This window comes from Pseudomonas sp. A2, from assembly GCF_023100865.1.
GTDB lineage: Bacteria > Pseudomonadota > Gammaproteobacteria > Pseudomonadales > Pseudomonadaceae > Aquipseudomonas > Aquipseudomonas asiatica.
Window position 1 is genome coordinate 2905893 of sequence record NZ_CP039127.1, and the last position, 19939, is coordinate 2925831.

The following is a 19939-nucleotide window of genomic DNA, read 5'->3' on the forward strand; positions in this document are numbered from 1 at the left end:
AATGAGCGATGCGCATTAAAACACACTCTGCGCGCTTGCGCGCTGTGCTTGTCAGGCCCGCTGATCGCGCGGCATCGGCCATGACCCGACCAGCAGCAACAGCGCCGCCACCGCCAGGAATGGCAAGCGAGGATCGACGGCATATACCAAGGTGCCGGCCAGCGGCCCGATCACTGCACCCATGCCCTGCGCAGCACCGATGGACCCGGCCGTGGCGCCTTGCTCGGAGGCGTGCATGGCATTGGCCGCCAGCGCCGAAAACGCCGGGAAGACAAAGCCCATGCCCGCCGCCGCGACAAAGTAGCAAGCCCACAGCCAGGGCGCCGTGGTGGCCAGCGAGCCGCAGGCAAAGCCCAGGGCCGAAACCGTGGCGCCGACCCGGATCATCTTCAACGGCGGCCATTCCAGCTGGCGCAGCAGCACCTGCGCCAGGATCAGCGCCACACCCACCGTGGTCAGGGCGATGCCAGCGGCCTGCGCAGCCTCGGCAGGGCCCAGGTGCAGGCGGTCGAGGGCAAAGAAACCGACGATGATCTGCGATACCGTGACACTGAGCATGGCGCTGAACGCCACCAGCAAGGGCCGACGCAGGCGCGGGTCGTTCAGCCGCACCGGGCTGGGGGCATGGCTGTGCGGCAGCGCCTGCGGCTTGAGGGTGAACAGCAGGACCAGAAAGGCACTGGCCGGCAGCAGCGACATGATATGGAACGGCAGGCTCAGGCTATGCCGCGCCAGCAGCGCTGCCAGCGCCGGCCCCACCACCAGGCCGACGGCGTTGGCCGCCCCCAGCGAGGCCATGGCCCGGGCCCGGCGTTGCGGTTCGACATGGTCGGCGATCAGCGCATTGCAGCCCACCGGGATGGCAGCATAGAAGGCGCCGATACAGCCGCGCGCGATCATCAGGCCGAGGAAGGCCAGGGTCGCCCCCGGTAGCCAGCGCAGCGCACCTTCTACGAACAGGCACAGCAGCCAGTAGGCAAGGGTGAAGCCGGCGCTGCCCAGCAGCAGGATGCGCCGACGGCCCAGACGGTCTGCGGCGCGCCCCCAAGGCCGGGCCAGCAGCACCCAGACCACGCCCGCCACGGTCACGGCGGCACCGGCTTGCCAGGTGGCCATGCCGAGCTGGCGGGCGATCGGGCCGATCAGGGCGACGAAGGCCATCATCGACATGGTGCAGGCCATGTTGGCCAGCAGCAGGGGGCGCAAGTCCAGGGTACTGGCGGGTGCGAGTGTGGCAGGATCCTTTGCGACATTCATAGGGCAGTCCAGGGCGGTACGGCAAATAGAAAGCCGATCTTGTTGTGAATCGTTATCGGTGTCGAGCCCCCGGCCTGCCGAGCGTCATTGGCTGCGGCGCAGCGGGCCAGGCCACATGCTACGCAACACGCCATCGCGGCGCACCCACGCGTGCATCAAGGCCGCACCTACATGCACCAGCACCGTGGCGAACAGCAAGTAGCCAGCCCAGCCATGGGCCTGGCGCAGCACTGCATACAGTTGCAGGTCATGGGGGGCAATGGCCGGCAAGCCCAGGGGGCGGGGGTAGCCACCGGCCGATAGCATGGCCCAGCCCAGCAGCGGCATGGCAAGCATCAGTCCGTAGAGCACCAGGTGCGAAGCCCCGGCGGCCCAGCGTTGCAGTGCAGGCAGGTCGCGCGGCAGGGTTGGGTGGGGCAGGGCCAGGCGAACGGCGATGCGCAGCAGCACCAGCACCAGCAGGGCCAGGCCGGTTGCCTTGTGCAACCCGATCAGCATGGGGTGGCGCGGCGACAGGTCGGCGACCATGCTCACACCGATGAACAACATGGCCAGGATCAGCACGGCCATCAGCCAGTGCAACAGGCGGGCGAGGGGGTGGAAGGCGTCGGTTTTCATGGGTGGGCTCCGGTGTCGAGCGATTCGCGGCTGCGGCGGTTGAAGGATTCCGAGTAGGCGGCCGAACGGGCGGCGAGAATCGGGTCGGCAGAGGCCTGGATGCCCCGGGGTAGAATCAGCGGGTCGAAGTTGATGTCGCGGCAGGCCCCTTGCTCGGGGCCGTCGACCTGTTCCAGTACCAGCGTGCCGGCGTCCACGCTGCGTCGGTCGGCAGGCCACGGGCTGGCAGGGTCGTCCACTGCATCGCCGGGTTCCGCCAGTACCAGGCGCAGCGTCCAGCGCAGCGGGGCCTGGGCCAGCCGTTGCTGCAGGTCGTGCTGCAGGAACTGTTTGTCATCGACTTGGGCAGGCAGGGCGGCAAACGCTGTCTGCGGCTCCAGTTGCCAACGCACGGGGTGGGACGCGCCGCTTGCGTCGATCAGGCGGAAGGCGTTGATGCTGTGGTACTGCGTGCTGGCGAAGCTGTTGCTGGGCTTGTACCCCGCCGCCCATTGGCGAAACGCCGCGCTTTCCGGGTGGGCGGCGAAAAACGCCTGCAGTTTGCCCGGGTCCGGTTTGCCGGTGGCCGGGTCGGGTGCCCCCGCCAGTACCTGTTCATAGAAGGCTTGTGGCGTGCTTACCGCCAGCACCGGCGGGTTGTTCATGCCGGTACGCCAGACTTGCCCGTCGTCGGTGCTCAACTCGATGGCCAGGCTGCGCACCGGTATGCCGGTATCCGGCGCGAACGGGTTGGCGCCGCCGATGGCGAAGCGGCCGATCACTGGCACCCGCGGCTGGCTGAACGCCCGCGCCGTGGACAGGCTGACGGCCTGCCCGCTGGGCTGGAAGTAGCCGCTGACGCACAGGCCCTTGGCGTGGTTCTTACGGTAACCCGGGTAATGCCCGGCTTGGGCTTCGAAGGTGTCGATGATGCGTTGTGGGGTCAGGCGGGTATCGCCAACCCAGCCGGCGGCATAGGCAAAGGCGGCGCCCGCGCCCAGCATCACGACGCCGATGGCGGCCAGGCGCAGGGCCTTGGCCGGGCCGTGCAGGGGTGAGTTCATGGTCATTGTCCGGTTCAGTGAAGGTGCCGGTACGACGGCGCAGAGAAAAACTTATTCCCTTGCCGGGAATAGATTTTCCTCGCAGGCGTCTGCCTCTTACACTGACAACCCCAGAGGCCGGGACCTTGCCATGCATGATCTGGACGACCACCAGTGGCGCGAGCTGCTGGCCCGCCTGCGCCGCTTTGCCGTGTGGCTGACCCGCGAGCCGGGCAGCGCCGACGACCTGGTACAGGCAACGGTCGAGCGGGCCTTGAGCCGGCGCGACCAGCAACGTGATGCCGATGCCCTGCGGGCCTGGCTGTTCACCATCCTTTATCGGCTGTTCCTCGACGGAAAGCGCCGCGAGCGCCTGCACGCGCGATGGCTGTCCTGGTTCGGCCGCGGCGAGCGCGATGACGAGCCGGTTGGTGGCAACCTCGAGGCCATTGTCCTGGCCCAGGCCGACCTGCAGGCTTTCGCCCGGCTCACGGCAGAACAGCGTGCGTTGTTGCTGCTGGTCAGCATTGAAGGTTTGAGCTACAAGGAGGCCGCCCAGGCCCTGGGCATCCCTATCGGCACTGTGATGTCGCGCCTGTCGCGCGCCCGCAATGCCTTGCGCGAACTGACCGAGGGCAGCCCCCAGCCCCCGGCCTTGCGGAGACTGAAATGACGCGCCTGATCCCCAGCGAAGACGAACTGCACGCTTATGTCGACGAGCGCCTGGAGCCTGCGCGCCGGGCCGAGGTTCAAGCCTGGCTGGCGGCCAACCCGCAGGCTGCGGCCAAGGTCGAGGGTTGGCGTGCCGACGCCCGCCGCCTGCGTACGGCGCTGGCCGGGTTTGGCGAAGTGCCGGCGCAGCTGGACCTGGGGCAGTTGCGCAGGCAAGTGCGCCAACGCCGCCAGCGCCGCTGGGCTACGGCGGCGGTGCTGCTGCTGGCGTTTGGCATAGGTGGCCTGGGAGGTTGGCAGGTGCGCGATGCGACCTTGGCGCGTGCCGAGCTGCCGATGGCCGATGCCGTCCAGGCGCACCGCTTGTTTGCCGGTAGCCAGGCGTTGGATATCCAGGCCAGCGACCCAGGCCAGTTGCGCGACTGGCTGGGGCGCCACTTCAGCCGCGTTGGCCACTTGCCGGACCTGGCGGGCTACGGCTTCAAACCGGTGGGCGCGCGCCTGCTAAGCAACGAGCAGGGGCCGGCGGCATTGCTGGTGTTCGAGGATGGCAAGGGCCAGCGCATCAGCCTGTTCCTGCGCTCACCAGGTGATCATTATCGGCGCATGCCGGACGGGCAGCGCGTGGACGGGCAGCTGGAGGCGCGGTACTGGTCGCATGGGGCCTACAACTTTGCTCTGGTCAGCGCGGTGGACGATTTGCGTGGGGCGGGGGTGGGGGAGGCGTTGCGCTTGGGTTTGTGAGCCCGCTCTCGCCGGGATCGCGCGTGGATGCTTTGGTGATCCTGTGGGGGATTGCCCAGCCCTTTGGGCTGCGCTGTCGCGCAGAGAACCAATATCGCTCGTCTGACGCGTCCTTTGTAGGAGCAGCCTTGTGCTGCGAAGAGGCCGGTACAGCCAATAGACAGGCTTTGTCAGCCCCGGCCTCTTCGCAGCACAAGGCTGCTCCTACAGGACCTCGCCGAACCAATGAGTCATGTGTTGTTCTATGAGAGCGGGCGCGCCCGCGAAGAGGCCTCGCCAGGCCACACATTCCTGCCACTTTTCCCTGCTCACTCGCCCAACCGCTGCTCACGCGACGGCGGGTAGCCAAAGTAAGCCGCATAGCATTTGCTGAAGTGCGACACCGAAACAAACCCGCAGGCCACTGCCACTTCCATCACCGACAGGTCGGAATACTGCAGTAGGCGGCGGCTTTTGGTGACGCGCAACTCCATGTAGTAACGCCGCGGCGAAGTGCCCAACTGGGCCTGGAACAGGCGGTCGATCTGTCGGCGCGAGCGCCCGCTGTAGGCGGCCAACTGGTCGAGGCTGAGGGTTTCCTCGAGGTTGTTCTCCATCAGCTCGACGATTGTGCGCAGGTGCAAACTCATGGACTTCTTCGCGCCCGGGCCGACCTGACGATAGCGGGCACCGGAGAACGACAGGATCTCCTCGACGCCTTCGGCCAGGCCGTCGCCATACAGCCGGCGCACCAGGCCGAGCATCAGCTCCATGGCACCATTGGGGCTGGCAGCGCTGAGGCGGTCGCGGTCGAGAGTGAAGCTGGCCGGGGTGATCCGCGTCTGCGGGCTGCGCTCGGACAGGCTGGCGCGTTGCTCGGGGTGGATACTGCAGCCATAGTCGTCCAGCACCCCTGCGCGGCCGAGGAACCACGCGCCGTTCCACAACCCGCCCAGGGCCATGCCGTGGGCCGCGCAATCGCCCAGCAGGCGGTCAAGCTCGGGGTACTTCAATGGCGTGCGCAGGCCGCCGCAGATCACCAGCAGGTCCAACTCCTTCAGGGCCTCGGCGGATAACTCGGTAGCCACCAACTCCAACCCCAGGTCGCTGAGCACGCGGTCGCCTGCAAGCGACAGTGGGGTGAATCGAAAGCTGTCGGCGCGCAGCAGGTTGGCCGTGACCAGAACGTCCATGGCCACGGTGAAGCTGGCCATGGAGAAGTGTTCGAGCAATACGAAATCGACCCGATAGGGGGCTTGGGCATTGGCGCTGGTGGACTTCAGCCGCAGCATGTTGCTGGTACTGGTCTTCTTGCTGAACTGGCGTGGGGTGGGCACTCTGGACTCCGCTTCCTGGCTGGCCTTGAGAGTGTGGCGGGTGGCCGGGGGAAAGACAATCTCCCGGGTGGCCGTGTCGTATTCCAGGTCGTGTTCAGGCAACCTGTCTGGCTTGGCCCATTGCCGCTATGCTGATGCTCCTGTCACTGAGGATACCTTGATGAAGTACGCCGCTGCCCTGTTGCTTTGCCTGATGCCATTGTTGGCCAATGCCCTGGAGCAGGGCGACAAGCTCGCCCCGTGGACGCTGCTCGACCAGTACGACCAGGCCTATAGCCTCGCCGCCGGCACGCACATCCTGCTGGTGGCGCGCGACATGGATGGTGCAAAGCTGGTGAAGGCGGCGTTGGCCGAACAGCCCAAGGGTTACCTGGAGGCGCGCGATGCGGTGTTCGTTGCCGACATCCAGCGCATGCCGGCGCTGATCAGCAAGCTGTTCGCCATCCCCGCCATGCGCGATTACAACTACCGCGTGCTGCTCGACCGCGACGGGCGCGTGGCCAGTCGTTATCCAGGGCAGGATGGCCAGGTGCAGTGGTTGCAACTGGAGCAGGGCAAGCTGGTGAGCCAGCGGGCATTTGCCGATGCGCCGGCATTGAAGGCGGCGTTGGAGGCTGCACCACGGCATTGAGGGCCGTCACTACTCCCTGTAGGAGCGGCCTTGTGTCGCGATGGGCTGCGCAGCAGCCCCAGGATTTTTGCCCTACGAAAGACCGCAGGGGGCTGCTTTGCAGCCCATCGCGACACAAGGCCGCTCCTACAAAGGGCCGTGGTGCCATGCCGCCAGCCAAATCAATCTGAACCCTCGGCAGCCTCTGCAACCCAACCCATTACATGCCAAATGGGAGAGCGCTCATGGAAATAGGAACGATCTGGATCATCGTCGCGGCCTTTGTGATCCTGCTGGAAATCTGGGCCATCTGGCACATCATCGGCAGTGACCGGCGCGCCGAGCGGAAGATGCTGTGGATCGTCTTCGTGGTCTACGCACCGTTCCCCGGCTTGCTGTTCTGGGCCTGGCGCGGGCCTCGGGCGGTGAAGGGCAGGGCGGTACTGCAGGAAAAATGATGGAGAACGGCCTCAGGCGCGGGGGCGCCTGAGGCCGTCGATGTTCACTTGGGCAGGATATCGAAGCGAATGGCTGACCCCAGCCCGTCCACCATCAGGCAACCGTAGAACTTCACGGTCGACAGCACACACAGATGCTTGAGCGCTTCATGGATGTAATCGTGAAGCCGCTTTTCGGCATCGCGCCTGCGGTCTGCGAGCGTGGTGCTGCTGAGAGTGATCACCCCGAGCAAGGTGGTTTCAATGTGTTCGACGGTGTCCAGGCCAATTTTTTCGCGCAGGTGCAGGCGCGCCTTTGCCGCATCGTCTTCATCTCGTGCGGTTTTGGGCTTGATGGTATAAGCCAGCTGAAAATCATATTTGCTCATCGCTTTATCCTTGATACGTGCAGGCCTCCATGCCGGGCCTCGCAATCTAGCGCCTGGCAGCCACCGCGTATACAAACGCGTGGTTCACGCAAGCCATCGCGCTGTGCGAAACGTCCTACGCAGGCAAGCCCGTTTTCACGATGCATGCTTGACCTCGAGTTAACTCAAGGTTCGATACTCCGTCCCTCTTCCAACTGATCGAGGGTTTACCGTGAGCCATTCAACCGCGTTCCAGCTGAGCAACCCCGAAGGCCTGTACGACCCCAGCGGCAATGCCTACTCTCATGTCGCCGAGGTTCATGCCGACAGCCGCCTGTTGTTCATCGCCGGCCAGGGCGGAGAGGACCGCAACGGGCAGCTGTCGCCGCTGTTCGCCGAGCAGGCGCGCCAGGCACTGGCCAACCTTGAGATTGCCCTGGCGTCGAAAGGCGCCAGCCTGGCCCAGGTGTTCAAGCTGACCCTGCTGATCGTCGAGCATTCCGAAACGCGACTGCATGAATGGGTAGCCGAGGCTGACAGGGCCTGGGGCCGTTGCATGAAACCGACCTGCACGCTGATACCGGTACCCCGGTTGGCGCTGGACGGCATGCTGGTGGAGATCGAGGCAGTGGCGGCTGTATAGGTCCGGGCGATTCGGTGGTGGCGGCAGATAAACACTATGTTGTATATCGGTGCTGGCCCAACCAGCATGGCCGCTATAACAACAATTGACCTCAAAGGTGACCACACCATGAGCACCGGCACCACCACGCTTACCAACCCCAAGGCCCGGGCCTGGGTCTGGCCCGCACTTTTCAGCCTGGTGGCCTTCGCTGCCAACTCGGTATTCTGCCGGCTCGCGCTGAAGGATGGGGCCATCGACCCAGCCTCCTTCACCGTGGTGCGCCTGGCCAGTGGTGCACTGTTCCTGCTGCTGTTGATCCGCCTGCGCAAACCCGCGCTTGCCATGAGGGGTAGCTGGCGCGGCGGCTTGGCCCTGTTCCTCTATGCATTCCTGTTTTCTGCGGCATATCTGCAACTGGGCGCAGGCGCGGGTGCGTTGCTGCTGTTCGGCGCGGTGCAGATCACCATGTTCGGCTTCGCCTGGTACAAAGGCGAACAAATCACCGCGCGGATGCTGCTGGGCATGTTGATCGCCTTCGTCGGCCTGCTGGTGCTGCTGTTGCCCGGTACTGCGGCGCCACCTTTTGCCAGTGCCTTGCTGATGGCCCTGTCTGGCGTGGCCTGGGGCGTTTACACGCTGCTGGGCAAAGGTTCACCCAGGCCGCTGGCCGACACTGCCGGCAATTTCACCCGGAGCCTGCCGTGTCTGGTGCTGCTGGCGCCGATGCTATTGCTGGGCGCCGACTTGCACCTGAGCCCGCTCGGCGTGCTGTATGCGCTGGGTTCTGGTGTGCTGGCGTCCGGTGCTGGCTATGCCGTGTGGTACAGCGTGGTCAGGCAAGTCAGCGCGCAGCAGGCGGCGACCATGCAGCTCAGCGTCCCGGTGATCGCGGCGTTGGGCGGGGTTGGCCTGATCGGCGAGCCATTGTCGTTGCGCTTGCTGGTGGCCTGCGTGGTGGTGCTGGGCGGTATCGCCCTGGCGCTGGCGTCGCGCCGTTAAAAGAAACGGCGTTGCGCCTTGAGCGTGACCATGCTGTCGCAATAGGTGTTGATGCCCGAATACGCATCACACCCGCCACCACTGAGGTTTGAGTTGCTGTAGACCAGGTTCAGGTCGATGCCGAGCCAAGGCCGGGATAGTTCCAGCGACCAATCGGAAAAGGCATTCACCTCGCTGCCATCACCAATGGTGAATGGCGTACCTAGGCGGTGATGGGCGAGCTTGACGCTCAGGTCGACATCAAACAGCGGCAGTTGGCCGAAGTCGGCGAATAGCGTGGCGGTGCGGTTGTCGGGATTGTCGCGCAGCGCTCCACCGAAACGGCTGCCCAGCACCGAAACACCACCGTACAGGGCATAGCTGTCGGGGCCCGCAACGTTTGGCTGACTATAATGGATCAACCCCACCTCGTAGCCCAGGCTACTGTCGAACCGGTGCTTGTAGCCCAGGTAACTGTCCAGCCGCAGGGTGGAGTCGGGCGTCACGCCCATGCTCGGGGCATACTGGCCAAGGTACCAGCCGCTGGGGTGGCTGAAGTCGAGGCCACCGTGGAACGCACCGATGGCGCTGGGCGATATCAGCCCCTGGGCCATACTGCGTGAGGGGGTGGTGCCGAGTGTAAAGTCGAAGTCGCCCAGTTCGCGTTTGATCTGTTGGGCCAGCAGCATGGGGCTGAACAGCAGTGCAGCACTCAGCAACAGAAGGGGCCTGGTCATGGTCTCCGTCCTGGAAGGCTTGCGGTTGAGCGGTAAAGCATACCTGTGCAGGTAACGGGAGGGAACCGCCGGCTAGCCCATTCAGCCTTTGGTCGAACGGTCGGCGTCTGCGGCTTCGGTCACCACGGGCAGGTTGCCGGCACGCTGGATTACCCGCCGTTGCTGCTCGTAGTCGTCCAGCGACAGGCCACGGCGTTGCAAGGCTTCCAGTTGCAGTTGACGGGTTTCTTCGGCGGTGTAGGGACGCAGTTCGGGGTGGCCGGCACAGCCGCTGGTTATGGCGATGGCAATGACGGCAAGGGTGGCGGACAGCAGGCGGGCCAAGGTGTTCATCAGGTAGCTCCAGGGGCCGGTGTGGTGGGCGGCGAGTCGATGGAGCTAGGTTATTCGGCCATGTCGTTCGGCAGAAATTGCCATTCTCGATAGTGACTATCGATGGTTCCTGGGAGGGTGCGATGGGGCAAGACGAGCAACCGCGAAAATGGGGCGCGCTGGAACCGATCGACCGGATCACCGAAGTCATCTTCGGCCTGTTGATGGCGATGACCTTCATCGGCTCGCTGAGCGTGGCCACGGCAGGGCGCGAAGACGCGCGGCTGATGCTGATTGCCGCGCTCGGCTGCAACCTGGCCTGGGGCCTGGCCGATGCCGTCATCTACCTGCTGCGTACCTGGACCGAACGCACCCGCAGTCGGACCTTGCTGGCCCGCCTGCAAGCAGGTGATATCAACCAGGGGCGCAGGCTGATTGCCGATACGCTGCCAGAGCGCATCGGCCTGGCACTGGATGAAGACGGGCTGGAGATGCTGCGCGGGCGCATGCTGCGTGATGCTGGCCGCCCGCTGCCGGCACGCCTGGGGCTGGATGATTTCAAGGCTGCCCTGGCCACTTTCCTGCTCGTGGTACTGGCAACTTTCCCGATGGTCATTCCGTTCCTGCTGATCGAGACCACCGGTACGGCCATCCGTGTATCGAACCTGGTCGCCCTGGCCATGCTCTTCCTTGCGGGCTGGCTGCTGGCACGCTATTCCGGTGGCCGCACCCTGTTGACCGGCGTGGTTCTGGCGGTAGTCGGGGCGTTGCTGATCGTGGCGATCATCGCCTTGGGCGGTTGAGCACCGCCCGCTCAGTATTTTATGTCGCGGGCGCGCTCACGGCCTTGCTGTGGATACGGCCTTGTGCATGCGCCGGCCTCTTCGCGGGCACGCCCGCTCCCACAGGATCACCACAGGTTTGAACATTGTGGAGTACCTGTGGGAGCGGGCGTGCCCGCGAAAGGGCCGGTACAGTCAATTACAGATCTCAGCCCAGCCCTGATATAGATTCAAAAGCAGCAACCACCCCACCCTTAGAGCGCGAAAAGTTTGCGCCCCCGTATCTGGCCAAAAGCAGCGCCATTGCTACCCTTAACCCACGCGGCCTGATCTCACGGAGAGATGCGATGCGCATGCCATTGTCAGCGGTCCTGTCGGTGATCCTGTATCTGAGTGCCACGCCCGGCCTGGTGCTGGCAGAGGATGTACCGGCCCCCGACCCGGCACCACAAACCGACACGGTCGCGGCCAAGGACCCGGTGTTCACCCAGGAGCAACTGGATCAGATGCTGGCACCCATCGCGCTGTACCCCGATGCGCTGCTGGCACAGGTATTGATGGCCTCCACTTACCCGGGGCAGGTGAGCGAAGCTGTGACCTGGTCCAAGGCCAACCCCAAGGCCACCGGCGACGATGCCGTCAAGAAGGTGGCGAACCAGCCCTGGGACCCGAGTGTACAGGCGCTGGTGGCCTTCCCGCAGGTACTGGCGACCCTGGGGCAAGACCCGGTCTGGGTACAGCGCCTGGGTGACGCCTTCCTTGCGCAGCCCGACGATGTCATGGGCGGCGTGCAGCGCCTGCGCCACCAGGCCCAGGCCGCCGGCAACCTGCAGAGCAACCAGTACCAGAACGTGACCGTGCAGACCGCCCCGGCACCGGCCTCCAGCGGCAGCAGTACCCAGGTGGTTACGGCCAGTAGCCCGCCCACCACCATCATCATCGAGCCAGCCGACCCGCAAGTGGTGTACGTGCCCAGCTACAACCCGACCACCAGCTACGGCACCTGGGCCTACCCGGCCTCGCCGCCGGTGTATTACCCGCCACCGCCCATGTATTACCCTGGTTCTGCACTGGTGGCGGGCCTGGCCTTTGGTACCGGCGTGGCGATTGTAGCCTCGCTGTGGGGCGACTGTGACTGGGGCAACAACGACATCGACATCGACGTCAACCGCTACAACAACATCAACGCCAACAACCGCATCACCAACAACCAGAACAAATGGCAGCACAACGCCGCCAACCGCGACGGCGTGCCGTACCGCGACTCTCGCAGCCGCCAGCAGTACGGTCGCCAGCTGGACGGTGCCACCCAGCGTACTGCCTTCCGCGGTGACGACGCCCAACGCGCCCAGGCGCGGGACAAGGCCCGGGCGTCGATGGACCGGGCCGGCATCGAACGTCCGGCCACCAGCAACCGCCAGGCACGCCAGCAGATGCGCGAGGCGCAGGCAGGCAATTCGGTCGGCAACCGCATGCAGCCTCGTAGCGACAACCCCAGGGCAACCGACCGTCGACAGGAAACCCGCAACACCCAGGCTCGCCAGCAGAACAGCCAGGTGAACCAGCGCAGGCAGGGCGAAGGCCAGGGGCGGCAGCTGGCACAAAACCGGCCTTCCAATACCGCTGGCCGTGCGCGTAACAATGCCTTCGACGGCGTGCGTTCACCCTCGCGCACCAGCGTGCAGGCCAGCCGTGGCCGCACCAGCCAGTCGTTCGCCCAGCGACCGAGCGCATCACGTGCCGCCGGGCACCAGATTTCCCGGCCCAGTGCGCCCGCACGCCGCGGGGGAGGTGGCCGTCGATGAACCGTCAAACGATAGCGGCACTGGTAATCGCAGCCGGTATGACATGGTCATCCCTGGCCGCTGCGCAGGAAGCCTTCCCGACACCGGAGAAGGCCGTGGAATCCTTTGTTGCGGCGCTGGGCGAGGAGAAACCTGATGAAGCCCGCCTGGCCCGGTTGCTGGGTGATGACTGGCGTGCCTACATACCGCGCGGTGGTGTGCAACGCAGTGATGTGGACACGTTCCTTGCGCAGTATCGCGCGCAGCACAGCATCAACCTGTCGGGTACAAACAAGGCCATCCTCGCGGTGGGCAGTGATCACTGGACGTTGCCTATTCCGTTGACCAAAGGCGACCAGGGTTGGCGTTTCGACCTCAAGGCCGGCAGCGCCGAAATCCGCGCGCGGCGTATTGGCCGCAACGAGCTGGGTGCCATGCAGTCGATGCTGGCCTATCACGATGCGCAAATGGAGTACGCCACCCAGGACCACAACGGCAACGGTGCGCTGGAATACGCGCAGAAGATATTCAGCGAGCCCGGCAAGCATGACGGGCTGTACTGGGACGACGACGGCGATGGCCAGGTCAGCCCGCTGGGCCCGCTGTTCGGCCAGGACCGGGTTGGCGACGACTGGTATGGCTACCACTTTCGTATCCTCGATGCTCAGGGCCCATCCGCCCCTGGCGGTGCCTACAGTTACCTGATCGGCAACCAGATGAGCCGTGGCTTCGCCATGGTTGCCTGGCCGGCCAGGTACGATGACACCGGGGTGATGAGCTTCATGATCAGCCATGACGGCGAGGTGTTCGAGAAAGACCTCGGGCCGCACGGTGACAAGCTGGCCAAGGAGATGAAACGCTTCGATCCGGATGACAGTTGGAAGGTGGTGGATGTGCCGGCGGATGACTGACTCTGCATGGCCTTTGAGCAGCATCGTTTCGTTTGCGAGTATGGAAGCCGACGACTGAAACTGCGCTGCGCAGAAGGTGGCGCTCATCTGATGGGGCTTCGTTCCTATGGGCTGCAAGGTAGCCCTGGCTTTCATACCGCCAGTTGGCGTTTCACGAAAGCCGTACCTGTCATTTCTGACAGTTGTTTGATGGGGTTCGACGCGAAAATATGGCTACCTCATCCACGGGAGCCAGATATGACCTCGCCAATGAAGTACACGCGCTTTTTCATGCAGCACGACAGGGTTCATACCGCTTTGTCAGGTGACGCTGCCGTGGTCTGCATGAGAGGGCAGGCAGGCGTTCTGGCAGAAACCAGGCTGGAGCAGGAAACAGCGCGCTCGGCATTACTGGCTGCAGACAGCGGGGATTCAGTGGTAGGCGTCCGATCTCAGGGGCAGCCGGAGGCGGTGACCTACAATGCCTATGGGTATCACAATCCTAATGACATTCCCTTGCATCGACCGGCGTTCAATGGCCACCTGCTGCTGTGGTATCTCTATTTACTCGGGAATGGTTATCGTGCGTTCAATCCGGTCTTGATGTGTTTTCAGAGTCCCGACAGCCAAAGCCCATTTGGTGCGGGGGGCTTGAACTGTTATGCCTATTGTGCGGGTGATCCGGTCAATTTCAGTGATCCCAGTGGGCACGTACGCTCAAGGTCGTCCAGTCCGCCTAGAAGTATGTCGCCAGCAACCCAAGAACGAATAGTATTGGATGCATTGAACTCCCAGCCAGGCTGGAATCCCGCAGGCGTAAAACGGCGAAGATTATCGTCAGCAACCGAGGAGAGAATAGTACGGGAAGTATTGAATACCCAGCCGGGTTGGAATGCCTTGGTTGCGCCAGTGCAAAGTGGTTCGCAGCACGATTTGGCATTAGCCTCGGTTCAAGGTGAGCCTTTGCCTGGTGCAAGCTCTAACATTTATTCGGCCGAATTATCGTCGGCGGCACCAAGTGTGCTGCGCTCAAAGGATTCCTGGATAGGGCGTCGTGCCCCTCTGTCCTCTGCACGTGTTAAATTTCTTGAAAGTTATAACGAGAGAAATGAAGTTCCTATTAAGGGTTATGATATTCTTCGGACTAGAAGATTGTTTGAAGTTGCAATAAGTGCTATTGCTGAAGGTGGTAATTTACGTGCATCTCTTAGGGCTGCGGAAACAGGTATTACAGATAATGCGGTGTATAATATTCGGAGTAGGATTAGGACTGAGCTCAAGATGTTCAGGCCAAAGCGGAGATAGCTCTATTTCAGTGTGAGTTGTCTTTTTGTGAGTCTTTCGAAGCATCTCAGGGCTAATTTTTACTATTAATATATCAGTAACTGCGGCGAGATATATGTTGTCAGTGTGGTTCCTTCGCAGCATCTGGCTGCTCCTAGGGGCGCTGAATCTTGAATCAGTTTCTGTTCCATTTGGGCAGTCCTGCACCGCGGTGGGCTGCAAGGTTGCCAGACTCTCATGTTGCCAAACTGTCTTTTGTCTTTTTGCGGAAAGGATACCTGTGGTTTCTAACAGTTGTTTGAACGGGCCCGACGCGAAAATATGTCTACCTCATCCACGGGAGCCAGATATGACCTCGCCAATGAAGTACACGCGCTTTTTCATGCAGCACGACAGGGTTCATACCGCTTTGTCAGGTGACGCTGCCGTGGTCTGCATGAGAGGGCAGGCAGGCGTTCTGGCAGAAACCAGGCAGGAGCAAGAAACAGCGCGCTCGGCATTACTTGCTGCAGACAGCGGGGATTCAGTGGTAGGCGTCCGATCTCAGGGGCAGCCGGAGGCGGTGACCTACAATGCCTATGGGTATCACAATCCCAATGATATTCCCTTGCAGCGACCGGCATTCAATGGCCACCTGCTGCTGTGGTATCTCTATTTACACGGGAATGGTTATCGTGCCTTCAATCCGGTCTTGATGTGTTTTCAGAGTCCCGACAGCCAAAGCCCGTTCGCCGCAGGTGGCTTGAACTGTTATGCCTATTGCGCGGGTGATCCGGTCAATTTCAGTGATCCCAGCGGGCACGTACGCACAAGATCGCCCAGTCCACGCAGAAGTATGTCGCCAGCAACCCAGGAACGAATCGTATTGGATGCATTGAATTCCCAGCCCGGCTGGAATCCCGGAGGCGTAAAACGGCGAAGATTATCGTCAGCAACCGAGGAAAGAATAGTACGGGAAGTATTGAATACCCAGCCGGGGTGGAATGCCTCGGTTGCGCCTGTGCAAAGTGGTTCGCGGCACGATTTGGCATTAACTTCTGATCAAGCTCAGCTGTTGCCCAGTACAAGCTCTGCTGTTTCTTCGGTCGCGTCCTCGTCGGCGGCGGCAAGTAGGGAGGGTTTAAGATCGGATCCCTGGAAGTACAGGCGTATGCCTCTGCATCCTAATGATATTAAATTTCTTGTTGAGCATAACAATAATAATACTAGGCCTATTGGCAAACTTGACGTTGATGCTAGTAAAGCAGTGCGCAAGGTTATAATAGAGGCTCTTCGTATGAATTCTAATGTGCAGGAATCTATCAGAAAGGCAGGGGCTAATGTTAGTCCCAAACAGGTGGCTAATGTGCGAAGAGCAATGCTGCAGGCGCTCAAGCTGCATCGGTCGTAGTCACCTTCTTCCAAAATTCTGCCCTTTCTATGTGTCTGGTGAAGCTTGTTAGCTGTGCCTGTCATTTCTGACAGTTGTTTTATCGGGTTCGACGCGAAAATATGGCTACCTCATCCACGGGAGCCAGATATGACCTCGCCAATGAAGTACACGCGCTTTTTCATGCAGCACGACAGGGTTCACACCGCTTTGTCAGGCAACGCTGCCGTGGTATGCATGAGAGGGCAGGCAGGCGTCCTGGCAGAAACCAGGCTGGAGCAGGAAACAGCGCGCTCGGCACTACTGGCTGCAGACAGTGGGGATTCAGTGGTAGGCGTCCGATCTCAGGGGCAGCCGGAGGCGGTGACTTACAATGCCTATGGGTATCACAATCCCAATGACATTCCCTTGCATCGACCGGCATTCAATGGCCACCTGCTGCTGTGGTACCTCTATTTACTCGGAAATGGTTATCGTGCCTTCAATCCGGTCTTGATGTGTTTTCAGAGTCCCGATAGCCAAAGCCCATTTGGTGCGGGGGGCTTGAACTGTTATGCCTATTGTGCGGGTGATCCGGTCAATTTCAGTGATCCCAGTGGGCATATGCTCAAACGAAAACTTCCTTCACCAAGTCACACTCTTAGCAAGCGTCCGGCATTAGGCCAGAGTGGAAGACCCTCACCTCAAGAAGTGATTGATAAAATGTATGCTCATCCAGGCTGGGACCTGGCCTACGCACCTGAACGAGAAGCTGCGCCAGCTAAGCACTCGACGCGGCCTGATCAGGTATTGAATACGATGGTGACCCCCCGGGATCGTGCAATGACGACTCATGTTGCAGAGTTGTCTTCATCCAATGCAGGAACTCCTGTGGCGTCAAGCATGCGTCTGCCTGAAAATCACCAGGGGAGACCTGTTATAAAGGCTAATCCAGCTGGTTTGGCTAGGTTCACCGAGCTGAACCAGGTAAACGAGTATACGTTTCCGGGTATGACGATTGAAGAAAGTAGACAGGCGCGTCAACTGGCAATGTTCGCGAGGCAGAGCGGAGCTAGTATTGCGGGTACATTAAAAACAGTTTTCCCGAACATTACGCTGGGTACAATTGATAATATCAGAAAAGGGGCGAGAAAAATAATTAATAAATATTCATCCAATGAATAATTTGTATTGGTTAATTAGTTTATTCGCGAGTCGTGCCACATTTCATATTGCCCTTTGAATAAAATTTTATTGCGGACTATTTTCCAGCATCTGCCGTACCAGCCACTGCCCCGCGGGCCCGAGCGCGCGCCGGCTGGACCAGGCCACGTCCATATCCACCCGCCGTGGATAGCCCGCCACCTGCAACTCCACCAGCCCACTGCCAAACCGTGCCACCAGCGCCCTGGGCAGTTCGGCCCAGCCGAACCCGCGCACGGCGAACTCCAGCAGGGTAAGGTAGTCCGGTGCCGACCAGGCCTGGCCACGACCGTGGTGCAGGCTGGGAGCATAGGTCTTGATATACAGCTGCCGGACGTTCTCCAGGTGCTGCGTCTGCACCTGGGGCAAAGCCGCCAACGGATGCCCGCTGGCCACGTACACCCCAAACTCTGCCTGCTCGGGCAAGCGTGCCACGGCAACGTCAGCGGGGTAGCTGGGCTGGGTGGCAAGAATGCCAACGTGTGCCAGGCCCTGCTGGATCAGTTCGATCACATCGGCATCTTCCGACGGGCCGCAGCGCAGCTCGGTATGCGGGTAGTGCTGGGCGAAGCGGGCCATCACCGCGCCCTGGAAGGTCACGCTGTAGCTGTCCGACATCACCACCGAGACCAGTGCCTCGATGTTTTCCGCCAGCCGCACCGCCAGGGCATCGAGCTGGGCGCTGGCATCGAGAATCGCCTCCACATGGCTCAGCACCTGCCGCCCAGCCTCGTTCAGAGTAGGGTGGCGACCGCCACGCTCGAACAACGGGCAACCCACATCGGCCTCGAAATTGGCGATGGCAATGCTGATGGTGGACTGGCTTTTGCGCAACTTGCGCGCCGCAGCGGAGAACGAACCCAGCGATGCGGCTTCGACAAAGGCGACCAGAGCTTCGGGTGAGTAGCGCATGGTATTGATAAAACCGATGGTAGCTATGTCGCGAGTATCAGTTCTATCAAAGAAAATAGGAAGCACGACTCACGCACTGGATGGAATCTGCAATGAAAAATGTCTCTTTCACCGAACGCCTGGTTCACGCCGTCGGCTATGAAGTGTTCGCCGTGCTGCTGTGTGCGCCGCTGTTGTCCTGGATCATGGGCAAGTCGCTGGCGACGGCGGGGGCGCTGGCGGTGACCCTGTCGGTGATCGCCATGCTGTGGAACATGGTCTACAACGCGCTGGTCGACCGCTACGTGCAGGTCGAGCGCATCCACTGGAAGGCCAGCGCACGCTTTGTGCACGGCCTGGGCTTCGAAGCCGGGCTGGTGGTGTGGTGCCTGCCGGTGGCGGCGTGGATGCTGGAGATTTCGTTGCTGCAGGCGTTCATGGTGGAGTTGGGCTTCTTCGTGATCATCCTGCCCTACACCGTGCTGTACAACTGGGCCTTCGACAAAACCCGGCACCTGCTGATGCAGCGTCGCCTTGCATGAAAACTACCAGCCTGCGCTGCTCCTCGATTTGTGCATTGTGCGGATATCCTGGGGCTGCTTCGCAGCCCTTTCGCGACACAAGGCCGCTCCTACAGGGGCGGCGCAGGCTTCAGGCTTGCGCTGTCCCTGTGGGAGCGGCTTTAGCCGCGAACACCGGCGCAGCCGGTGCCATCTATAGTTGACCGCGTCAGCCCATAAAAAAACGGGGCATGCCATCGCTGGCATGCCCCGTCTTTCAAACCGTTAAAGCGCCTCAGGCAACCTTTACGATCCAGCCAGCCGGTGCTTCCACGTCACCGCTCTGGATACCGGTCAGCTCGTTGTAGAGCTTCTGGGTAACCGGGCCGACCTTTTCCAGGTCGTGGAACACGTGCAGCTTGCCGTTGTACTCGATGCCGCCGATCGGGGTGATCACCGCAGCGGTACCGCAGGCGCCGGCTTCGATGAAGCGGTCCAGCTTGTTGATTTCCACATCGCCTTCGATCACGGTCAGGCCCAGGCGCGATTGCGCCAGTTCCATCAGCGACAGGCGGGTGATGCCTGGCAGCACCGAAGCCGATTTCGGGGTGACGAACTCGTTGTTTGCGGTGATGCCGAAGAAGTTGGCCGAACCGACTTCCTCGATCTTGGTGTGGGTCAGCGGGTCGAGGTAGATGGCGTCGGCGAAGTTGGCTTTCTTCGCTTCTGCACCCGGCTGCAGGCTGGCGGCGTAGTTGCCACCGACCTTGGCCGCGCCGGTGCCTTGCGGGGCTGCGCGGTCGAAGCTGGAGATCTGGAAGTTGTGCGGCTTCATGCCGCCCTTGAAGTACGAGCCAACCGGGATGGCGAAGATCGAGAAGATGAACTCGGGGGCGGTGCGCACGCCAATGTTGTCACCGGTGCCGATCACGAACGGGCGCAGGTAGAGGGCGCCTTTACCATGCGGTGGCACGAACTTCTCGTTGGCCTTGACCACTTGCTTGCACGCCTCGATGAACACATCGGTCGGCACCTGCGGCATCAGCAGGCGGGCGCAGCTGCGCTGCATGCGGGCGGCGTTCTGGTCCGGGCGGAACAGGTTGATCGAACCGTCCTTGCAACGGTAGGCCTTGAGGCCCTCGAAGCACTGCTGGCCGTAGTGCAGGGCAGTGGAGCCTTCACTGATGTGCAGTACGTTGTCTTCGGTCAGGGTGCCCTTGTCCCACTCGCCATTGCGCCATACGGACAGGTAGCGTTTGTCGGTCTTGATGTAGTCGAAACCCAGCTTGTCCCAATTAATGCTTTCGTTGCTCATGACACCCTCATTGTCTTGCAAGTGCCCGATTGCTCGGGCTGCTGTTATATGCGCACCACGCCACCATAATACATCCGTGGCAGATCGGGAACGGCCAGTCACGAATTGATAGCCTGCAATGCATTTATTGCGGCACGGCGCGGGTATTGCAGTGGGGCTGCGAGGTGCTCGCCACAACATTTTCAGGGCCTGTGAGATCGAGCGCCGCCCGCGCGGCGCTCGATCTCACAGGCGCTACAAGAATCG

Annotated in this window: 22 protein-coding genes; 13 read left to right on the forward strand and 9 right to left on the reverse strand. The window is 61.9% G+C overall.

Going from position 1 to position 19939, the window contains the following annotated elements; all coding sequences use genetic code 11:
• Window positions 1-51: 51 nt before the first annotated feature.
• The 3 genes from E5221_RS13555 to E5221_RS13565 form a co-directional block, all read right to left on the reverse strand.
• Window positions 52-1257: an MFS transporter gene (locus tag E5221_RS13555; protein WP_247847649.1), complete on the reverse strand. Its 1206-nt coding sequence runs from the start codon at window positions 1255-1257 to the stop codon at window positions 52-54.
• An 84-nt stretch (window positions 1258-1341) separates the two neighbouring features.
• The gene (locus tag E5221_RS13560) at window positions 1342-1875 is read right to left on the reverse strand and encodes a cytochrome b (protein WP_247847650.1); all 534 of its coding nucleotides are present in this window, start codon (window positions 1873-1875) and stop codon (window positions 1342-1344) included.
• Complete coding sequence (locus E5221_RS13565) at window positions 1872-2924, reverse strand: catalase family peroxidase (RefSeq protein WP_013972483.1); 1053 nt, start codon at window positions 2922-2924, stop codon at window positions 1872-1874. The genes E5221_RS13560 and E5221_RS13565 overlap by 4 nt, the downstream gene beginning before the upstream one ends.
• Window positions 2925-3048: 124 nt before the next feature.
• Between E5221_RS13565 and E5221_RS13570 the strand changes: the two genes are divergently transcribed.
• Both E5221_RS13570 and E5221_RS13575 read left to right on the forward strand, forming a co-directional pair.
• Complete coding sequence (locus E5221_RS13570; RefSeq protein WP_013972484.1) at window positions 3049-3570, forward strand: sigma-70 family RNA polymerase sigma factor; 522 nt, start codon at window positions 3049-3051, stop codon at window positions 3568-3570.
• Window positions 3567-4313: an anti-sigma factor gene (locus tag E5221_RS13575; protein ID WP_247847651.1), complete on the forward strand. Its 747-nt coding sequence runs from the start codon at window positions 3567-3569 to the stop codon at window positions 4311-4313. The genes E5221_RS13570 and E5221_RS13575 overlap by 4 nt, the downstream gene beginning before the upstream one ends.
• A gap of 308 nt (window positions 4314-4621) precedes the next feature.
• Here E5221_RS13575 and E5221_RS13580 read toward each other — a convergent pair whose 3' ends face one another.
• On the reverse strand, window positions 4622-5629 hold the full coding sequence (locus E5221_RS13580; RefSeq protein ID WP_013972486.1) for a GlxA family transcriptional regulator: 1008 nt from the start codon (window positions 5627-5629) through the stop codon (window positions 4622-4624).
• A 160-nt stretch (window positions 5630-5789) separates the two neighbouring features.
• On the opposite strand from E5221_RS13580, the gene E5221_RS13585 reads away from it, so the two are divergent.
• Together E5221_RS13585 and E5221_RS13590 are read left to right on the forward strand one after the other, a co-directional pair.
• Window positions 5790-6260, forward strand: coding sequence for a hypothetical protein (locus E5221_RS13585; RefSeq protein ID WP_013972487.1), 471 nt, complete (start codon window positions 5790-5792; stop codon window positions 6258-6260).
• 224 nt (window positions 6261-6484) lie between these two features.
• Entirely contained in the window at window positions 6485-6697 is a 213-nt protein-coding gene (locus E5221_RS13590; RefSeq protein ID WP_013972488.1) for a PLDc N-terminal domain-containing protein, read from the forward strand.
• 44 nt (window positions 6698-6741) lie between these two features.
• On the opposite strand, the gene E5221_RS13595 is transcribed toward E5221_RS13590, so the two are convergent.
• The gene (locus tag E5221_RS13595) at window positions 6742-7065 is read right to left on the reverse strand and encodes a hypothetical protein (protein WP_247847652.1); all 324 of its coding nucleotides are present in this window, start codon (window positions 7063-7065) and stop codon (window positions 6742-6744) included.
• A gap of 211 nt (window positions 7066-7276) precedes the next feature.
• Between E5221_RS13595 and E5221_RS13600 the strand changes: the two genes are divergently transcribed.
• On the forward strand, window positions 7277-7687 hold the full coding sequence (locus E5221_RS13600) for a RidA family protein (protein WP_013972490.1): 411 nt from the start codon (window positions 7277-7279) through the stop codon (window positions 7685-7687).
• A gap of 108 nt (window positions 7688-7795) precedes the next feature.
• Window positions 7796-8668, forward strand: a complete 873-nt coding sequence (locus E5221_RS13605) for a DMT family transporter (protein ID WP_247847653.1) — start codon at window positions 7796-7798, stop codon at window positions 8666-8668.
• Here E5221_RS13605 and E5221_RS13610 read toward each other — a convergent pair.
• Window positions 8665-9384, reverse strand: coding sequence for a TorF family putative porin (locus E5221_RS13610; RefSeq protein WP_023663023.1), 720 nt, complete (start codon window positions 9382-9384; stop codon window positions 8665-8667). The two genes, E5221_RS13605 and E5221_RS13610, sit on opposite strands and share 4 nt — an antisense overlap.
• Window positions 9385-9465: 81 nt before the next feature.
• Entirely contained in the window at window positions 9466-9717 is a 252-nt protein-coding gene (locus E5221_RS13615) for a hypothetical protein (protein WP_247847654.1), read from the reverse strand.
• 122 nt (window positions 9718-9839) lie between these two features.
• On the opposite strand from E5221_RS13615, the gene E5221_RS13620 reads away from it, so the two are divergent.
• From E5221_RS13620 to E5221_RS13645, 6 genes are all read left to right on the forward strand, one after another.
• Window positions 9840-10499 (forward strand): VIT1/CCC1 transporter family protein, encoded by a 660-nt coding sequence (locus E5221_RS13620; RefSeq protein ID WP_247847655.1) that lies wholly within the window; start codon window positions 9840-9842, stop codon window positions 10497-10499.
• Window positions 10500-10825: 326 nt separating this feature from the next.
• The gene (locus tag E5221_RS13625; protein WP_247847656.1) at window positions 10826-12283 is read left to right on the forward strand and encodes a DUF3300 domain-containing protein; all 1458 of its coding nucleotides are present in this window, start codon (window positions 10826-10828) and stop codon (window positions 12281-12283) included.
• Complete coding sequence (locus tag E5221_RS13630; protein WP_061552191.1) at window positions 12280-13173, forward strand: DUF2950 domain-containing protein; 894 nt, start codon at window positions 12280-12282, stop codon at window positions 13171-13173. Before E5221_RS13625 ends, E5221_RS13630 begins: the two co-directional genes overlap by 4 nt.
• Window positions 13174-13410: 237 nt before the next feature.
• On the forward strand, window positions 13411-14457 hold the full coding sequence (locus E5221_RS13635) for an RHS repeat-associated core domain-containing protein (protein WP_247847657.1): 1047 nt from the start codon (window positions 13411-13413) through the stop codon (window positions 14455-14457).
• A gap of 340 nt (window positions 14458-14797) precedes the next feature.
• Entirely contained in the window at window positions 14798-15826 is a 1029-nt protein-coding gene (locus tag E5221_RS13640; RefSeq protein ID WP_247847658.1) for an RHS repeat-associated core domain-containing protein, read from the forward strand.
• Window positions 15827-15955: 129 nt separating this feature from the next.
• Window positions 15956-16969 (forward strand): RHS repeat-associated core domain-containing protein, encoded by a 1014-nt coding sequence (locus E5221_RS13645; protein ID WP_247847659.1) that lies wholly within the window; start codon window positions 15956-15958, stop codon window positions 16967-16969.
• A gap of 66 nt (window positions 16970-17035) precedes the next feature.
• Here the strand turns inward: E5221_RS13645 and E5221_RS13650 are convergent, their stop codons facing one another.
• Window positions 17036-17899, reverse strand: coding sequence for a LysR family transcriptional regulator (locus tag E5221_RS13650; protein ID WP_247847660.1), 864 nt, complete (start codon window positions 17897-17899; stop codon window positions 17036-17038).
• Between the two features lie 92 nt (window positions 17900-17991).
• On the opposite strand from E5221_RS13650, the gene E5221_RS13655 reads away from it, so the two are divergent.
• Complete coding sequence (locus tag E5221_RS13655; RefSeq protein WP_182329257.1) at window positions 17992-18420, forward strand: multidrug/biocide efflux PACE transporter; 429 nt, start codon at window positions 17992-17994, stop codon at window positions 18418-18420.
• A 253-nt stretch (window positions 18421-18673) separates the two neighbouring features.
• On the opposite strand, the gene E5221_RS13660 is transcribed toward E5221_RS13655, so the two are convergent.
• A complete protein-coding gene (locus E5221_RS13660) occupies window positions 18674-19693 on the reverse strand; it encodes a branched-chain amino acid aminotransferase (RefSeq protein WP_013972500.1) in 1020 nt (339 codons plus the stop codon).
• Between the last annotated feature and the right edge of the window lie 246 nt (window positions 19694-19939).